Source organism: Bacillus sp. Marseille-Q3570 (genome assembly GCF_946151055.1).
In the GTDB taxonomy this organism is placed as follows: Bacteria; Bacillota; Bacilli; order Bacillales; family Fictibacillaceae; genus Pseudalkalibacillus.
Genome location: NZ_CAMGYZ010000001.1, coordinates 281,676 through 297,582, shown reverse-complemented (window position 1 = coordinate 297,582; position 15,907 = coordinate 281,676). Strand labels below are relative to the sequence as shown.

At 40.6% G+C, this 15,907-nt stretch carries 18 protein-coding genes; 17 read left to right on the top strand and 1 reads right to left on the bottom strand.

What is annotated here, in order from left to right; all coding sequences use genetic code 11:
* Positions 1 to 87: 87 nt before the first annotated feature.
* The 10 genes from N8M93_RS01550 (at position 88) to N8M93_RS01505 (ending at position 8,201) form a co-directional block, all read left to right on the top strand.
* The gene (locus N8M93_RS01550; RefSeq protein ID WP_261129287.1) at positions 88 to 1,350 is read left to right on the top strand and encodes a DNA polymerase thumb domain-containing protein; all 1,263 of its coding nucleotides are present in this window, start codon (positions 88 to 90) and stop codon (positions 1,348 to 1,350) included.
* A 17-nt stretch (positions 1,351 to 1,367) separates the two neighbouring features.
* Positions 1,368 to 1,700, top strand: coding sequence for a YolD-like family protein (locus tag N8M93_RS01545; RefSeq protein ID WP_261129286.1), 333 nt, complete (start codon positions 1,368 to 1,370; stop codon positions 1,698 to 1,700).
* 281 nt (positions 1,701 to 1,981) lie between these two features.
* Entirely contained in the window at positions 1,982 to 2,887 is a 906-nt protein-coding gene (locus tag N8M93_RS01540; RefSeq protein ID WP_261129285.1) for a cupin domain-containing protein, read from the top strand.
* A gap of 333 nt (positions 2,888 to 3,220) precedes the next feature.
* Positions 3,221 to 3,565: a VOC family protein gene (locus tag N8M93_RS01535; RefSeq protein WP_261129284.1), complete on the top strand. Its 345-nt coding sequence runs from the start codon at positions 3,221 to 3,223 to the stop codon at positions 3,563 to 3,565.
* 55 nt (positions 3,566 to 3,620) lie between these two features.
* The gene (locus tag N8M93_RS01530; protein WP_261129283.1) at positions 3,621 to 4,388 is read left to right on the top strand and encodes a hypothetical protein; all 768 of its coding nucleotides are present in this window, start codon (positions 3,621 to 3,623) and stop codon (positions 4,386 to 4,388) included.
* A gap of 20 nt (positions 4,389 to 4,408) precedes the next feature.
* Complete coding sequence (locus N8M93_RS01525) at positions 4,409 to 4,975, top strand: 2'-5' RNA ligase family protein (protein ID WP_261129281.1); 567 nt, start codon at positions 4,409 to 4,411, stop codon at positions 4,973 to 4,975.
* A 102-nt stretch (positions 4,976 to 5,077) separates the two neighbouring features.
* Entirely contained in the window at positions 5,078 to 5,575 is a 498-nt protein-coding gene (locus N8M93_RS01520; RefSeq protein WP_261129280.1) for an NUDIX hydrolase, read from the top strand.
* A gap of 46 nt (positions 5,576 to 5,621) precedes the next feature.
* Positions 5,622 to 6,608, top strand: a complete 987-nt coding sequence (locus N8M93_RS01515; RefSeq protein ID WP_261129279.1) for a glycerophosphodiester phosphodiesterase family protein — start codon at positions 5,622 to 5,624, stop codon at positions 6,606 to 6,608.
* A 126-nt stretch (positions 6,609 to 6,734) separates the two neighbouring features.
* Positions 6,735 to 7,190 (top strand): DUF3888 domain-containing protein, encoded by a 456-nt coding sequence (locus N8M93_RS01510; RefSeq protein WP_261129278.1) that lies wholly within the window; start codon positions 6,735 to 6,737, stop codon positions 7,188 to 7,190.
* Between the two features lie 93 nt (positions 7,191 to 7,283).
* Positions 7,284 to 8,201, top strand: coding sequence for a VanW family protein (locus N8M93_RS01505; RefSeq protein ID WP_261129277.1), 918 nt, complete (start codon positions 7,284 to 7,286; stop codon positions 8,199 to 8,201).
* Positions 8,202 to 8,240: 39 nt separating this feature from the next.
* Here N8M93_RS01505 and N8M93_RS01500 read toward each other — a convergent pair whose 3' ends face one another.
* Positions 8,241 to 9,110 (bottom strand): dimethylarginine dimethylaminohydrolase family protein, encoded by an 870-nt coding sequence (locus tag N8M93_RS01500; RefSeq protein ID WP_261129274.1) that lies wholly within the window; start codon positions 9,108 to 9,110, stop codon positions 8,241 to 8,243.
* A gap of 256 nt (positions 9,111 to 9,366) precedes the next feature.
* On the opposite strand from N8M93_RS01500, the gene N8M93_RS01495 reads away from it, so the two are divergent.
* The 7 genes from N8M93_RS01495 to N8M93_RS01465 all read left to right on the top strand — a co-directional run bounded on the left by N8M93_RS01495 (position 9,367) and on the right by N8M93_RS01465 (position 15,903).
* Positions 9,367 to 9,765 carry a GntR family transcriptional regulator gene (locus tag N8M93_RS01495; protein ID WP_261129272.1) on the top strand — a complete coding sequence of 133 codons (399 nt, stop codon included), beginning with the start codon at positions 9,367 to 9,369 and terminating at the stop codon, positions 9,763 to 9,765.
* Positions 9,749 to 10,648: an ABC transporter ATP-binding protein gene (locus N8M93_RS01490; protein WP_261129271.1), complete on the top strand. Its 900-nt coding sequence runs from the start codon at positions 9,749 to 9,751 to the stop codon at positions 10,646 to 10,648. Before N8M93_RS01495 ends, N8M93_RS01490 begins: the two co-directional genes overlap by 17 nt.
* Positions 10,623 to 12,614 (top strand): ABC transporter permease, encoded by a 1,992-nt coding sequence (locus N8M93_RS01485; RefSeq protein ID WP_261129270.1) that lies wholly within the window; start codon positions 10,623 to 10,625, stop codon positions 12,612 to 12,614. The genes N8M93_RS01490 and N8M93_RS01485 overlap by 26 nt, the downstream gene beginning before the upstream one ends.
* Positions 12,615 to 12,631: 17 nt before the next feature.
* The gene (locus N8M93_RS01480; RefSeq protein WP_261129269.1) at positions 12,632 to 13,177 is read left to right on the top strand and encodes an RNA polymerase sigma factor; all 546 of its coding nucleotides are present in this window, start codon (positions 12,632 to 12,634) and stop codon (positions 13,175 to 13,177) included.
* 377 nt (positions 13,178 to 13,554) lie between these two features.
* Positions 13,555 to 13,749, top strand: coding sequence for a putative holin-like toxin (locus tag N8M93_RS22835; protein WP_396125341.1), 195 nt, complete (start codon positions 13,555 to 13,557; stop codon positions 13,747 to 13,749).
* An 809-nt stretch (positions 13,750 to 14,558) separates the two neighbouring features.
* Positions 14,559 to 15,221, top strand: coding sequence for a TVP38/TMEM64 family protein (locus N8M93_RS01470; RefSeq protein ID WP_261129267.1), 663 nt, complete (start codon positions 14,559 to 14,561; stop codon positions 15,219 to 15,221).
* Positions 15,222 to 15,243: 22 nt separating this feature from the next.
* Entirely contained in the window at positions 15,244 to 15,903 is a 660-nt protein-coding gene (locus N8M93_RS01465; RefSeq protein WP_261129266.1) for a haloacid dehalogenase type II, read from the top strand.
* The last annotated feature ends 4 nt before the right edge of the window (positions 15,904 to 15,907 follow it).

Genomic DNA, 15,907 nt, shown 5'->3' with positions numbered 1-15,907 from the left:
GAAAATTTCCAGTGGAAAGCGAACGTATATTCGCTTACAATAAGACATAAGATATAGAACAAATGTTCTTATTGGGAGTGACTGAGGATGGAGATTGATTATTCGACCTTTGAAAAACGAACGATCCTTTGTATTGATATGAAAAGCTTTTTCGCAAGCTGCAGTGCGGTAGAAATGGGGCTTGATCCCCTCACCTGCTACCTTGTCGTCGTAGGCGATACACAACGGCAGGGAAGTGTCGTACTAGCAGCCTCCCCGATGATGAAGAAGGAATTCGGGATTCGGACAGGAAGCCGCTTGTTCGAGGTACCTGATGATCCGCGCATTCATGTCGTCAATGCACAGATGCGTTTATACCTAAGACGTTCGACTGATCTGACACGTTTGTTCAACCGATACGTACCGAAAGATTCCATCCATACGTACAGTGTTGACGAAAGCTTTCTTCAGGTGGATGGAACCGAACGCCTTTGGGGAGACGGGTGGGAGGTTGCGCGCCGGATCCGGGAAGAGATCTGGGAAAAATATGGCTTGCCGTGTGCCATCGGAATCGGACCGAACATGCTGCTCTCGAAAATCTGCCTTGATCTTGAAGCGAAGAAAAAAGGGATTGCCGAGTGGACCTATGACGACGTGGAACGGAGGCTGTGGAAGGTTTCTCCGCTAAGTAATATGTGGGGAATCGGGCCGCGTTTAGAGCGAACGTTGAACCGGATGGGTATCATGTCTGTCGGGCAGCTTGCGCACTATCCCTTGAGGATGCTTGAAAAGAAGTTCGGCGTTATGGGGAACCAGCTTTACTATCATGCATGGGGTGTGGATCTCTCAGAAATCGGTGCTCCCATCATGCAAGGGCAGATCAGCTATGGAAAAGGACAGATCCTGCTTCGTGACTATAAAGACCGGAAAGAAGTACAGCACGTCATCCTAGAAATGTGTGAAGAAGTCGGTAGACGTGCAAGGACAGCACGCAAGGCGGGCCGTACGATCAGCCTCGGTGTCGGCTACAGTAAAGATGAAGCCGGTGGCGGATTCCATCGGTCACGGACGATTGCAGAGCCGACGAACATCACGATGGATATCTATCGCGTCTGCCTTGAGTTGTTCGATGAATTTTATACAGGGGAAACCGTCCGTAAGCTTTCAATCACCCTTTCGAATGTCTGTCCGGATGATGAAATGCAGCTTTCCCTGTTCGAGCTCGACCGTCCGAAAAAACGGATCCTCGGCTACACGATGGACCAGATCCGCGAAAAGTACGGCGGAGACTCCCTTTTACGCGCAGTATCGTACACACCAGCTGGAACCGCAAGACATCGCAGCCGTCTTGTTGGTGGACATAAAGCGTAGAAAGGAGTGTCAGCTATATGGGAATCCGTGATCGCGGCAACATCAAATGGACAGCGATGATGCTTCCGGAGCATGTGAAGCTGCTCAGGGATTGGAAGGAAGAAGATCGCGTAAAGAAGAAACCAGAGCTCGATGAACAGAAACTTGAAGAAATGAATGAAATCATCCACGAGGCGATGGCGTATAGCCAGACGTTATCCTTCGTCTATTTTGACAATTATGAATACCATATTCTCGTCGGCAACATCCATTATGCCGACCCCGTCAGGAAAGAATTGCGGATTGTCGATGAATTCGGTGACCGGCATGACCTCAAACTGCAAGATATCCTCGACATCCGTTATTTATAAATGAAGGCTCTATTATAAAGATTGTTGCTTTTGAGTCATTTTAAAAAAATCACCTTGTGCAAGTTGATTGGACAGCAAGGTGGGAGACTCCTCGAAAATGAAATTCGCCTTTTCTTCGTGCGATGTAACGCTGCCGAAGCTTTCCTTGTCCTACGGGATCAGTGTGCCTACTACCTGAATAATCTCCTCGCAAGGATGAAAAAACGGTGGTTAAGATCGTGAAGTACGTTCTCTGGGCATATTGCATAGGATATTTAAAAATCTGTGAGGGAATGAGTTAAATGTACTATGCTCCAAATACGCACCCGTATCCATATATGAACACCCAGATGAATAACCCTTCCTTGATGCAAAGAACCCCTCAAGGGAATGGTCGGCAAATTGTAGAAGCGATCCATGCTGGTATAAAAGGAAAAGCTGAAACGGTTGATCTTTATAGCCGATTAGCAAATGTTGCTCCGGATCAAAACGATAAAAATGTCATTTTTCATTCTTTGGAAGATGAAAAAGCGCACCTGAACCAATTAACGAATCTGTATAACATGCTGACTGGCAAACAGCCTGAATATGAAATCGACCAGGTTCCGTTCAGTACTTATGGAGAGGGATTACAAAAGGCATACGAAGCAGAGTTTAAGAATCATGAAGAAGGCCGTAAGAATTATATACTTACTCAATATTCACCCTTTCAGAATGTATTTTACAGGGTTTGTCATGACGAGATGGAACATGTAAGACGTATTGGCTTTCTTTCAAAAAAGAAAAACCGCATTCAGTTAAAGGATTATGGAACAAAACCGTTTGTGGTGGATATTGAAGATGCTACACAGCAAAACAATACCTTTCGTACCGCTTTATGGACTGGGAATAATTTTCAAGTTACCTTGATGAGTATCGGTGTTGGAGAAGACATCGGTTTAGAAGTTCATCCTACGGTCGATCAATTTTTACGTATTGAAGAAGGGCAAGGGCTGGTTCAAATGGGCGATAGGGAAGACCAATTGGATTTTGAAGAGAGGGTTTATGAAGATTATGCCATCATGGTCCCTGCTGGTAAATGGCATAATTTAACGAATACAGGAAGAAAACCACTTAAATTATATACGATCTATGCGCCGCCTGAGCATCCATTTGGTACGGTCCATGTAACGAAAGCAGACGCAATGGCAGCTGAAGAAAACCACTAGGTAATACTCAATAGAAAGAAATGAAGCTGGGGATTCGCTCTCCAGCTTATTTCATAGGAAGAGTAAATAAGGTTGTAGTTGAATGAATTCAAAAAACACAAGAAAAAGATTGAGTAAACACCATTTATTTGAAATAATTGGAATTGAAGGTTGTGTATGAATCCTTAGAGGTGAGGTTATGAAAGAAAATTTGAAACTGGCATGGGTGGCGTCATGGTGTGCACTTGTAGGGCAGTTAGCTTTTTTTGTTGGAGTAGCCTTTTAGAAAGTATTTATACTTTCTTTAAATGCAAATAATTATAAGAAAGCTAATATTCGAAAGGAGTGTTATTTGTGATTGAAAGAATTGATACGGTTTGTTTGTTAGTTAATGATGTTGAGATATCAAGTAAATGGTACCAAGATGTATTAGGATTTAAAGAGGTATTTATGGAAGAGGGTTACCGAGTTTTAAGTGTAGGAACTGGGAGTGTCCCTTTAACAATAGAAGAGGGGGACCCAAACCCGACTCCAAACCAGAACTATCCTATTTTTTTTACAAAGGATATTAAACAAACTTATGAAAAGCTTAAGGAACATGGTGTGAAAGTCGGCGAAATACATAATGACGATGTCAACAATTTTTTCGATTTCTATGACTTAGACAATAATAAATTGCAAGTTTGTTTCTTTGAATGATTCAACCTGTAACCAAAGTGATCAGCCTAAATCAATTTATAAAGCAGGTGTCAGTATGCTACCACCGGAAGAGATTCTTTCTACCTGGAGGAAATTCGATCGTTTTCCAATGGAAACGTTAACGAAAATATGGCTTTACAATAATACGGAAGGTAAAAAGAAGCAACGGGATGTTTCTCAGATGAAAGAGCATAGGGAACAATATGGGATCACAGGGAATTGTTTTGATCTTGCCATCTGGTTATTAGATGAATTTAAAAGGGATGGAATCGAGGCATACCCTATTGGTCATGATCTAGGAACCGAAGATGCTCATGTAGCAGTGATGGCTTTGGACAAATTCGGAAATCGGTTTTTGTGTGATCTAGGAGACCAATGGTTGAAACCGATTTTAATTGATACTAGATCTGAGGATTATACAGATGTGAAGCTTAATGGCTTTTTTCCAGCTGCAGAAATCCAGGTTAGACCGAATGGCAAGAAGATGGAAATTCTATACCATAGACCGAATGGCAAAGTTTCTAATCAAGTTTATGACATCACACCGATTGAAATGGATTATTTTATGCAAGCAGCTGAAGTCTCACAAAACGTGATTAACCCAAAACCATTATTGGAATGCAGGGTTCCTTATAAAGCCGAAACAGCCCATTGGGAATTTTACGACTGGGAGAGCTTTCTAAGTACCAGTGAAGGTTTATTCAACGATCCAAAATTAAACACCATTGAAGAATGGGTTGCAAGGTTAAACGAAAAAACGGGTTATGACATTCGTTTTTTAGAAAATGCATTGAGGCAATATGATAGATTTCCAAATTCATAATCAAATGGAGAAGTGATGAAATGAAGTATGCAGTGGAATTATTTTTTGATGAAAAGACAGAAGGTTATGTGAAAAGTATTTGGGAGGGGTTGAAAGACAAAGGGATTACATCCAAAATGGCAGACATTCAAGAAATAAGACCTCACATTACTTTAGCTGTTTACCATGCAGGAATACCAATCGAACAATACATAGGAACATTTAAAAATGCAGTGGATAAGTTATCCTCCTTTCAGGTCAAGTTTGAAAGTATATCAGTGTTTCCACCGTCGGGAGATTTTCCTACATCTGTTGTATTTGCACCGCCAACGATGACCACTCAATTATTCAATATACATCAACATTTTTATAAGGATTTACACGAGTATATCTCCTATGCAAATGGCTTATATCTTCCGGAAAGTTGGACGCCTCACTGCACATATGCAATCGGACTTGACGATGATGCAGTGATCAAGACGCTAAACTATTGCCATGGCCGTTTTGAACCAAAAGATTGTACAATCACAGAGATAGGAGTCGTTGAAATAAGAATGGAAGACCAACCTCCTAGTAGTAAGACGATTTTTTCAAAACAATTAACGTAGAGGATCGGCATGATAAATCTACCCTAAAAGATATCTTGCATAACTAACGGTTTAAGTATTGGTCGATAAATTCATTTGATCTTATATAGGGAGGACAAAGCAATGTATGTGAATGCGCGAGCCATCATAGAAAGAAAAAGAGAATCGGAAATGGAAATCCTAGTCCAAATGCGGGATAAACCGAATCAACCGAAAGCGTTGGAATTACCAGGAGGAAGAATCGAAGAATATGAATCGATTCATGATGCGCTGCATAGAGAGGTATTCGAAGAAACGGGATTGAAAATTATGAAGATCAAACAAGGGACGAACCAAATGATCTATTCTAATAATGGTACGACAATTGAAGGATTGACCCCATTTTTTGTGTATCAGACGATTCAGGGTCCTGTGGATTCCATCGGTTTTATTTTCAGATGTGCGGTTGAAGAAGGGGAATTGACTGCTAATGATGAGGCTACAGGACATCAATGGATGTGTATTGATGATGTTCAGCGGTTATTTGAACACGCACCCGATTCATTCGATTTCTTAACACAAGGGTTATTAAACTATTACCTTGAATGGATTAGACTCAATCGCAACGAGATCAAGGTTTAAGGGATATTAAGGGAACAGCAAAGTGCGTTTTATGGGGGATACATAGATGAAGTTTAAGAAAATACTGAAGTGGATCGGTAGCATCATTGTTTTATTGGCGATATTCATGTATCTGAATAATAGCTCGCTTTTTACCAAAGAACGAAATGGTGATCCACTTCTCCTGGCACATCGTGGACTCAGTCAAACGTTCAGTATGGAAGGAATCAAGGGGGACACATGTACGGCTGAACGGATCTTTGAACCGGAGCATCCATACCTGGAAAATACCATACCATCCATGGAAGCAGCGTTCGATGCAGGAGCAGATATAGTGGAATTTGATATAAGGCCAACAAAGGATGGCCAGTTCGCGGTTTTCCATGACTGGACGCTGGATTGTCGAACGAATACTACTGGAGAGCCGAAAGCGTATACGATGGATGAATTGAAAAAGATTGATATTGGATATGGCTACACAGCAGATGATGGTAAGACCTACCCATTCCGGGGTAAAGGGATCGGCTTGATGCCATCTTTGAAGGAGGTTCTTTCGCACTTTCCCGATAAATCGTTTTTAATTCATATAAAGAGTAACGATCGGGAAGAAGGAGTTCAATTGGCACAACTTCTCTCCAATCTTTCAGGGAATCAACAGAATCAGATTGCGGTATATGGAGGGGATGAACCGATTGCAGCCCTCAAGGGAAAACTTCATAATATCAGGGTCATGTCAAAATCTACCTTGAAGAGTTGTCTGATTCCTTATATTGCTGTGGGGTGGACAAGCCATGTTCCTGAAGCTTGTCGTGAGACACAGATCCATATTCCGGAAAAAATCGCACCGTGGTTATGGGGATGGCCAGATAAGTTCCTAAACCGGCTTGAAGAGGTCGATACTCGAGTCATTGTGGTCGCAGGAGATGGAAGTTGGTCGGAAGGTTTTGATGCAGTGGAGGATTTGGATCGTTTACCAGAAGGCTATAGCGGTGGAATATGGACGAACAGAATCGATAAAATCGCACCAGTATTCCATCATAAAAAATCCAGGTAACTTCAATATGAGACGTGTTCCCAAGCGCGTCCTTTTTGTATTGTCAAACTGGGTAAGCCACCCAAATAATTGTGAGAGAATTAGGCAACCTAGAAACATCCCTGTTCAGAAAGGTTTTCGTTCGATATGAAGAAGAAATTTCTTATGGTGTTCATAGTGATTGTTGTTGTAATGACTTTTTTTACACCTTCTTATGCAAAAAATACCGTCGAATTTCCTGAAGAAGATTCAACAGAGCTGCAGTATCAGGATATGATCATGTTGTTTCTAGGATCACACATTGATCAAGCTATCTCGGATCATTATTCATTTTATTTGAAAAAGGATCCGATCGTTTACCCATACCAGATTGAAGTTAAGAAAGTAAAGCGGATCAATGAATTTCGTGAATTTCATTTTGTCATCATTTTAGAAGTCACCCCGGTGGTCGGTCCTCATATCACTGTCGGAAAAGATAAATTGATCTTTGAAGTTTCTCCTACAATTCCGGGAAAAGTTAAACTTCTAAAGTTCGAACATTTAGAAACACATGAACTCCCTCCGGTCTGGATGCATCTTCTAAAGAAAAAGCCAAGCTTGTAAAACCGGTATCCGGGAAACTGACACATTCTTTCATCATCGTTACATGAAAAGGTGCTTCCACGACCATACTAATGGCGGGAGGTAATGCTTGCTATGATACATATATTGATGGCTGCTCTTTTGTTAGTGGGTCAACAGGATGAACAGCGTGAAAGCTTGACGTTGACACAACAAGAAGAAACCATTACTACCGTTGAGCGTGAAAATTTTTCGTTGCGAATACCAGATACACGTTTACTTGACGTTAATGAATACAATAAATTCATCAAAAAACTTGATCAACTGGTTTATCAAGCTCCTGTAAATGCAAGGCTAGATGATTTGGGAAATATTATACCTGGACAAGTAGGTTTTCAGCTTGATCGGCAGAGGTTCAATAACCAGTTTTTCGAATATTACTATGGACATGGTCCATTTAAGGTAGAAGTTCCAGAGATGGACATTTATCCGAGGGTGGATAGTGAATTGCTTGCTCATATCAGGGTACAGCAGATTGGCCAGTATGTAACATATTTCAATTCAAACAATGAAAACCGCACACATAATATTTCTCTTGCTGCAGAAGCGATGGATAATACAGTCATTTTCCCTGGTGAGACGTTTTCTTTTAACAAAGTGGTCGGCAGGAGAACAAAGAAAAAAGGATATTTGCCAGCTCCTGTCATCGTAAGAGGGGAAGTGTCTGAAGGGATTGGAGGAGGGATTTGCCAGGTATCCTCAACATTGTTCAATGCGGTTGACCGTGCAGGACTCCAAATCATTGAACGATACTCTCATAGTAAGCGTGTCCCATACGTACCGCCTGGTCGTGATGCGACAGTAAGCTGGTATGGCGCTGACTTTCAATTTCTCAATAAATATAATCAGCCGATACTGATCAGGGCTAAGCGGTATGGAGGAAGCATGGTAGTAAAACTCTATTCCTCTGAGGTGATCAACTTCGAACCCCAGAAGGTTCCCAAAGCGCCATCTGAATTACCTAAAGAAATTAAAATAAAAAATGAAAATTGAAATAAAAAACGGGACTGGTTCGTTCAGTAATCCCGTTTTTTATTGCATTCCATTTACTCTTAGAATCGGCATTGTACAACAGCGAAAGGAACCTCCTGATTTGATGATTTCAGAAATATCGATTTCTATTACTTCGAACCCTTTTTTTCTCAATTGTGCATTAACTTCCGTATTGATCGGGAGGCTGATAATTTTCTTGTGTCCTATTGATAAAACATTCGTCCCAAGTGTGAATTGTTCTTCTTCTGATACTTCAATCAATTCATAACGTGAAGAAAAAAGATCCAGTTCTCTCTTGTCCAAAGCAGGCGGGAAAATCAATGCAACTTCAGGAGAAACGACATTGAATACACAATCCAAATGTAAATATTTTTCATTAAAAGGGATTCCCATTACCTTGTAGGTTGTTAAAATACTTTGAAGATGATCCACAGCCTTTTGGTCGGTACGATAACTTAAACCCACAAAAATCGTATCCTGATCGATGAGTACATCCCCGCCTTCTATTTTTTCCTCAGAAAGATTGAAATACGACATTTCTTCATCATCAAGCCATTGTTTTACAATCCCTACCTCTCCTTTACGTACATCACTCCCCATTTTAGAGATGAAAACGGTTTGGCCCAGGGTAAAGCCGATATCTCGAGTAAACACCTGTTCAGGGAATTTTTCATGGTAAGGAAGCAGGATTACTTCCGCCCCGTTTTCCCTGAGTATTTTGATGAACTGGTTATGTTGTTCAACTGCCAGATCGATATTTATGCCCTCATCTTTGAACTTTTTTTGCGTTTCATTGATGATCTCGCGGATCGTCATGTAATGTGGTTCACACAAAATGACTCTCTTCAATTCATCGTATTCACAGTTACAGTAAGTTTTGTGGTTGTTTTGATGCAAATTCGCTTCCATATGTAAGCCTCCTGAGTAGCTGATCATATCTCTACAGATAGTATGGACAGATGCTTGAACAAGTATTTTGTGTTCAGTTTTCTTTTACTATCATTGTTGATTTTGCGAAAAACATTTCCTTTACACGATTATTTTGTAAATTTCTTCTTCCCAATATGGAAAAATTCGTATATAATAACAACTGTACTAATAATGATAATACAGTTAGTACGGTTAATACAGTTCATACAGTTCGAGGCCAGATGGGAGGGTAGCCATGTTTGATCTCGATGTTCGAAGTCGTAAACCAATTTATGAGCAACTAGTCGATAAATTTAAAGTGCTTATTATCAATGATGTCATGAAAACAGATGAACAGCTTCCGTCTGTCAGGGTGCTTGCCCAACAATTGACGATCAATCCGAACACGATTCAAAAGGCGTACCGGGAATTAGAATCACAAGGATATATCTATTCGATCAAAGGAAAAGGAAGTTTTGTAAGTGAGACCGAACATGCTGTTAACTCAGAAAAGTTAGCAAAGGTAAAGACGGCGTTCAAAGAGCTCGTCTCAGAAGCACTTTACCTTGGTATGACCGCAGAAGAACTGCAAAAATACATTACAGAAATAGAGAAATCGATAGGGGGAGGGGAACAAGATGATTCGGGTCAATGATGTAGCGAAGAAGCTAGATGATGTCGAGGCATTATCTAACGTTTCCTTTACAGTCAAGAAAGGATCCATTTACGGGTTGTTAGGTTCAAATGGAGCAGGAAAGACGACGCTGCTAAGGATCCTAGCCGGGGTATTAAGAGAGAGTTCTGGAAGCGTCACAATCAATAATGAACCTGTTTTCGAGAATACGAAAATGAAAGACCGGATGATTTTTATTCCTGATACGCTGTATTTCTTTTCGCAATACACAATCCAGCAAATGGCGAATTTTTACAAGAGCATGTATTCGAATTGGAATGAAGAACGGTATCAGCAAATGAAAGAAGTCTTTAAGATCGATGTAAATAAAAAGATCCACAAGTTTTCAAAAGGGATGCAGCGTCAGGTGGCTTTTTGGATATCACTCTCTACAATGCCTGATGTGTTGATTTTGGATGAACCGATTGATGGACTTGATCCAGTCATGAGGAAAAAGGTGAAGAACCTGATTTTACAAGATGTAGCGGAACGTGAAATGACCGTTCTCATCTCTTCTCATAATTTGAGGGAAATTGAAGACATTTGCGATCATATCGGGATATTACATAAGGGAAAGCTTTTACTGGAAAAGGAACTGGATGTATTAAAGTCGGACATCCATAAAATCCAGATTGCCTTTAAGAGGGAAGTTCCAGATGAGCTTTTCTCAGATGTGGACTTGTTGTACAAAGAAAAACGCGGAAGTGTCATGCTCTGTATCGTCAGAGGGCAAGCAGATGAAGTTTCGGAAAACTTTGAACGATTCAACCCGGTTGTTTATGACCTATTACCGCTCACACTCGAAGAAATCTTCATATATGAGATGGGGGATGTTGGCTATGCAATCACAAACGTCCTGGATTAATAAAGAGATGTGGATCCAAAGCTTCCGTAGTGTGGGATGGATAGCACTCATTTATCTGTTTGGTTTATTCCTTGCACTTCCCATGCAGATATTGATGATTTGGAGCAGTGAAGACTCTTCAAGTCAATTCAACTATTATGATGGTTTGTTTTCCTTTAACGGTGAGATCCAACTCTTATTAGTGTTTTCAGTACCTATCCTATTTGCGATTTTCTTATTCAGATATTTACATGTAAAAAATGCGTCAGATTTCATGCATAGTTTGCCTATAAAAAGATCAACCCTTTATAACAATTATGCTTTGCTGGGTGTCATCTATTTATTGCTTCCTGTACTCATTACAGGGATCGTTCTGATGATAATGAATGGCACGATGAATCTGGAAAACTTCTATACAATGAGAGACGTTTGGGTATGGATGTGCCTGCTTTTCGTGATCACGGTATTGCTGTTCATCGCGGGAATATTCATTGGATCGATGACCGGATTATCCGCGGTGCAAGGAGTACTTACCTATATCCTATTGCTGTTACCAGTCGGGATCACCATTTTGATTGTCATGAACATGACCTATTTCTTATATGGGTTTTCAGCAAATTATTATATGAGCAGTCAATTGAACAAATATTCACCCATTACAGCATTAGCGACCTATATGATTGATCAAGAGAAAGAAATTTTCACATGGGCAGAAGTTGTCCTCTATCTGGCAATGACTCTTGTACTGTATATAGGAGGCATGAAACTTTATGAAAGAAGAAATCTGGAAGGCGTATCCCAGGCGTTTGTATTTCAGCCATTGAAACCATTTTTCAAATATAGTGTAACGCTTTGTGTAATGTTGTTGGGTGGTATGTACTTCAGCGAAACGCAGCATTCATTCACCTGGTTGCTCGTTGGTTATATCCTGGGTAGTATTTTCGGATATTTAATAGCAGAAATGCTTTTACAAAAAACGTGGCGGGTTTTCGCTAATTTAAAGGGCTATATTATCTTTGCCGTAATCGTAGCCGTGGCAATTATTGCATTCCGTTTTGATTTGACAGGTTACGAAAATAGAGTGCCGGAATTGAATGAAGTCGATCAAGTCTTCATAGGGAACGGGGCATGGAACTTTGAACACAAGGATGAACTCGATTCATTGGATGGACCGGAATATTATAATCCAACCTTGGACAGCAAAGAAAATATCCAATCCGTAATAAGCTTGCATGAGTACCTTATCGACAATAAAAAGTCATATTTACCTTCATATCATAATACACAAACATTCTTCATTGCTTATGAAATGAAGAATGGAGGAGAGATGATCAGGGAATACCGTGTACCGGTCACGGAAGATCTAATGACATATTTGAAGCCGGTCTATGAAGCCAATGAATATAAAGAAAAGACGAATCGGATATTCCATATTTCCAGTGAAGAAGTGACGAGAATTACGGTGGAATCCAAAAAAGGGGAAGCAATTGTACATGAACCTGAAAAAATCGAAGCTGCAATAGAAGCATTGAAGCTGGATGTAAAAGAGGCTCCTTATGATGGAGGAAGAGACCAAAACGCATTTGAACCTTCTATCAGGATCCACCTTTCAAGTGGTGAGCATAATGAAGTTTATCTGGAATTTGAATCATCGTTCGAGAGGTTCGAAGAGTGGATGAAAGCAGAAAGTCTCTCGAATAGGGTTTTAACAACAATAGAAGATATCGAATATGCAGTCATCGCGCCATCTGTGAACATTGAATTCAATGGACAAGAAATGGGAGTAGCCGAACAGCTTACACAATTATCAGAGGCCTGGAAGATTACGAAGAAGAGTGAAATTCAAGATAGTATCAAGGCTTCCACATGGGGAAATCCAGATAATAAATATTTCATCGTGTTCAAGTACAAAGATACTGATCAAATGGAACTGTTAAGTTTTCCTGATCATAATATCCCTGATTTTGTAAAAGAACATTTTGAATAAAGGTGAGGTGATAATAGATGCAATCAACACATCTTCAAGAACATAAACAAGAAATCGATTTAAATCTTATATATGAAACATTCTGGCATAAAGTATTCAAGGTTGCAGTGATGATCACCCATGATAGATATCTTGCAGAAGATATCGTTCAAGAAACCTTCATCAAGGCATTCAAGAAAATCGACTCCATATTGGATATCGATAAAATCGGTTCGTGGCTTTCGACCATTGCCTCACGAACTGCGATTGACCTCATCCGTAAAGAAAAGAAATCCGGCGCAATCCTGGTGGAGGATGTCATCTATACAGCAAACGAATACAACCAGGAAAAGAATGATGTTGAACAAATCGTCGAGGCTTTATGGATGGAAAAAGAAATTGAACACGAAGTAAGTGGACTAAAACCGGTTTTGCGTGAAGTCTTTCTACTTAAATATGATGATGGATTGAAAGAAGAAGAAATTGCTGATCGATTACAGCTCCCATTAGGAACTGTGAAATCACGCCTCTACCGGGCTAGGCAGCAAATCAAATGTGGATTAAATAAGCAAATTAGTGCCTAATAAAGAGAACGCTCCTTTTTCAGGGGGCGTTTTTCGCTTGATAAAGATGGTATCTCTGTAGGGCGACGTCATGTGATACGATAGGGAAAAACCGAGTGCTTTGTGACATCATTAATCGTGCGATAGTGCCAAAAAGATGCCAGGATACGTTTTTGCAAAACGCAAAACGAGGCAGGTATCAAAAGAATTTGACCCGTGAGTTTTTTATCTTCGGAAACAAAAAGGACACTTTAGAATGCAGGGGATGCTACATTCTAAGTGTCCTTCCATGATAACTTTTAAGGGGGTTGTGCTAATAGGTTTCGGGTTTTCGGATTTACCTGTGGGGGTCTTCTAAAAAACATTATTGATTAGAATATAATTAGCTCAAATTGACGATGAGGAAAATGATGGAATCGTGGTATAATAATAAGAGTGCAATAGAGGATACTCGAGGGTGGAAGGCTGATCCCCGTCTCAAGCAGTCAAGGAAGGGGGTGCAGCCATTGACAGCGTTCGAAGCGATCAGTCTGATGATCACATTTGGATTGTTAATCGTGACGTTGTTGTCTTTTCCTGATAAAAGGAAATAACCACCCTTGAGCTTGGCGGCATTAGGGTGGTCATCCATCGGAATAGCCTTCCCCCTTTGAGGGAAATCTATTGTGCTATCTCTCCGCAGGTGTTGCAGCACCTGCGGTTTTTATTAGTATATGTTGTCCTACCATTAGAATACCACAGTTTTACATAATCGTAACCTAATATACGCTTCTTTCAGAGTATATGGTCACTCACCAGGAATGTGTACGACTTTTTTCTGTTTTTTTACATTTAAAGAGGCTGGGACAAAACGATAACTGCCAACAGAAAAGACGATCAATAAAATAGATTAGAGAAAATGAAAGACGAAAAGCGTAGACAACATCCGTAGACTCCTGCGGGAACAGCACGAGTCGAAGACCCCGCAAGAAAGCGATTTGTGCTTTCTGAGGAGGCTGAGGCCGTGCCCGCGGAAAGCGAAGGATGTTGACGAAGCGGAACCTTCATTTATTACCACTGAAGAAAACCCGGACAATTTGTCCGGGTTTTCTATTGAACAAAGTTCATTTGTCCCAGCCTCTTCAATATAAGAGCACTAGCTGGTGGCTTACGGAAGCAATACACCGCACGAAGGAGTGCAATTGCTTTTTTCGAGGAACTAAGGCTCAGCCTACGTTAAGGCTTGACCTCGCCAAGTTTTCTTTATAATCCGTCTTACTCATGTTCGAAAAAGGTAAAGGCGTTTTTGTGCTTGAAAGGGATGAAAATATATACGTTTCGTTGGACATAATTTAAGGGAAACGTTTTTATTAAGACGAAGTGGATCTGTTAAGGTAAGATCCTTATAAAAAGAGGGCGGGACATGGACAAACAGAAATGGATACGTAAGATTGTGATCATCGTTATCATAGTAGGGTTATTTATCTGGTTGAATCAGGCATTCTTAGAAATTCCCCCAAGGAAAATTCGGGATTGGGTGATGGCGTTTGGCTGGATCGCACCGGGGATATATTTGATCATGTTCACGATACGTCCCCTCGTTTTGTTCCCGGCTTCTTTATTAGCGATTGTAGGAGGTCTTGCATTCGGGTTCTGGTTTGGAGTTCTTCTAACCATCATCGGAGCGTGTGTTGGAGCGATCCTATCGTTCCTGGCGATACGGAAGCTAGGGATTACATTCGGGGGGATACCGGATTCTGCAAAATACGAAACCTTGCGACAACAAATAGACAAGAAAGGTTTCATCATCTTATTGATTCTGCGTCTGTTACCATTTTTACATTTCGAACTGGTTACATATCTCAGTGCAGTATCGACTATTCGTTTTTCACATTATTTTTTTGCGACATTATTGGGACTAGTCCCCGGAGCCCTGATTTATTGCGGCATCGGAAGCAGTACTTATTCTGGGGGGAACGAATTGATCATCATGTCGATTGCTTCCCTGGTGATCCTTACTGCATTACCAATCCTGTTCAGGAAAAAGCTTTCGCGAATGTTAGCTGTCCGGCTTGATCAGGAATAAAAATGAACACGAGGTGAGTTTGGTGTACAGTAATACAAAAGCGATCGTGTTTGATGTATATGGAACATTGTTTGATGTACATTCAGTGATAGAAGAGTGCGAAATCCACTTTCCACAAAAAGGAGAAGAAATCAGCAAGGTGTGGAGGCAAAAACAGCTTGAATATTCTTTCCTTCGAGGATTGATGGGAAATTATCGCCCCTTTTGGTCAATAACAAAAGATGCGTTAAAATATGCCTGTAAGAGTGAAGGTGTGGAACTGAGTGATTCAATTGAAAAGGCATTATTATCAGCCTATCTACAGTTGAAACCGTATCCGGAAGTGGAAGAAGTACTTGAAAGGTTGAGCGGATTTCAATTAGCTGTTTTTTCGAATGGTTCAGAGGATATGCTTCATCCTTTGATTGAACACAATCGTCTGCAGTCCCATTTTTCCAATTTGATTTCAGTGAATGGCATCAAGCGGTTCAAACCACATCCAGATTCTTATCTATACGCATTGGAACAACTTGGTGTGGAGCGGCACGAAGTCTTGTTTTTATCGTCGAACACATGGGACATTGCGGGTGCAAAGACATTCGGCTTTCAAGTAGCCTGGGTCAATCGCACTGGTGGTGTTATGGATGAACTTGGTGTTGTACCGCATCATGTCTTACAGGACCTTACTGAATTGATAGATTAAGGAG

Bases quoted from the DNA above. Each gene is read 5' to 3' on its own strand.
- N8M93_RS01470 (WP_261129267.1), top strand. From the start codon at position 14,559: ATGGACAAACAGAAATGGATACGTAAGATTGTGATCATCGTTATCATA.
- N8M93_RS01550 (WP_261129287.1), top strand. From the start codon at position 88: ATGGAGATTGATTATTCGACCTTTGAAAAACGAACGATCCTTTGTATT.
- N8M93_RS01505 (WP_261129277.1), top strand. From the start codon at position 7,284: ATGATACATATATTGATGGCTGCTCTTTTGTTAGTGGGTCAACAGGAT.
- N8M93_RS01500 (WP_261129274.1), bottom strand. From the start codon at position 9,110: ATGGAAGCGAATTTGCATCAAAACAACCACAAAACTTACTGTAACTGT.
- N8M93_RS01490 (WP_261129271.1), top strand. From the start codon at position 9,749: ATGATTCGGGTCAATGATGTAGCGAAGAAGCTAGATGATGTCGAGGCA.
- N8M93_RS01495 (WP_261129272.1), top strand. From the start codon at position 9,367: ATGTTTGATCTCGATGTTCGAAGTCGTAAACCAATTTATGAGCAACTA.
- N8M93_RS22835 (WP_396125341.1), top strand. From the start codon at position 13,555: ATGAGGAAAATGATGGAATCGTGGTATAATAATAAGAGTGCAATAGAG.
- N8M93_RS01530 (WP_261129283.1), top strand. From the start codon at position 3,621: ATGCTACCACCGGAAGAGATTCTTTCTACCTGGAGGAAATTCGATCGT.
- N8M93_RS01480 (WP_261129269.1), top strand. From the start codon at position 12,632: ATGCAATCAACACATCTTCAAGAACATAAACAAGAAATCGATTTAAAT.
- N8M93_RS01525 (WP_261129281.1), top strand. From the start codon at position 4,409: ATGAAGTATGCAGTGGAATTATTTTTTGATGAAAAGACAGAAGGTTAT.
- N8M93_RS01485 (WP_261129270.1), top strand. From the start codon at position 10,623: ATGCAATCACAAACGTCCTGGATTAATAAAGAGATGTGGATCCAAAGC.
- N8M93_RS01515 (WP_261129279.1), top strand. From the start codon at position 5,622: ATGAAGTTTAAGAAAATACTGAAGTGGATCGGTAGCATCATTGTTTTA.
- N8M93_RS01510 (WP_261129278.1), top strand. From the start codon at position 6,735: ATGAAGAAGAAATTTCTTATGGTGTTCATAGTGATTGTTGTTGTAATG.
- N8M93_RS01540 (WP_261129285.1), top strand. From the start codon at position 1,982: ATGTACTATGCTCCAAATACGCACCCGTATCCATATATGAACACCCAG.
- N8M93_RS01520 (WP_261129280.1), top strand. From the start codon at position 5,078: ATGTATGTGAATGCGCGAGCCATCATAGAAAGAAAAAGAGAATCGGAA.
- N8M93_RS01545 (WP_261129286.1), top strand. From the start codon at position 1,368: ATGGGAATCCGTGATCGCGGCAACATCAAATGGACAGCGATGATGCTT.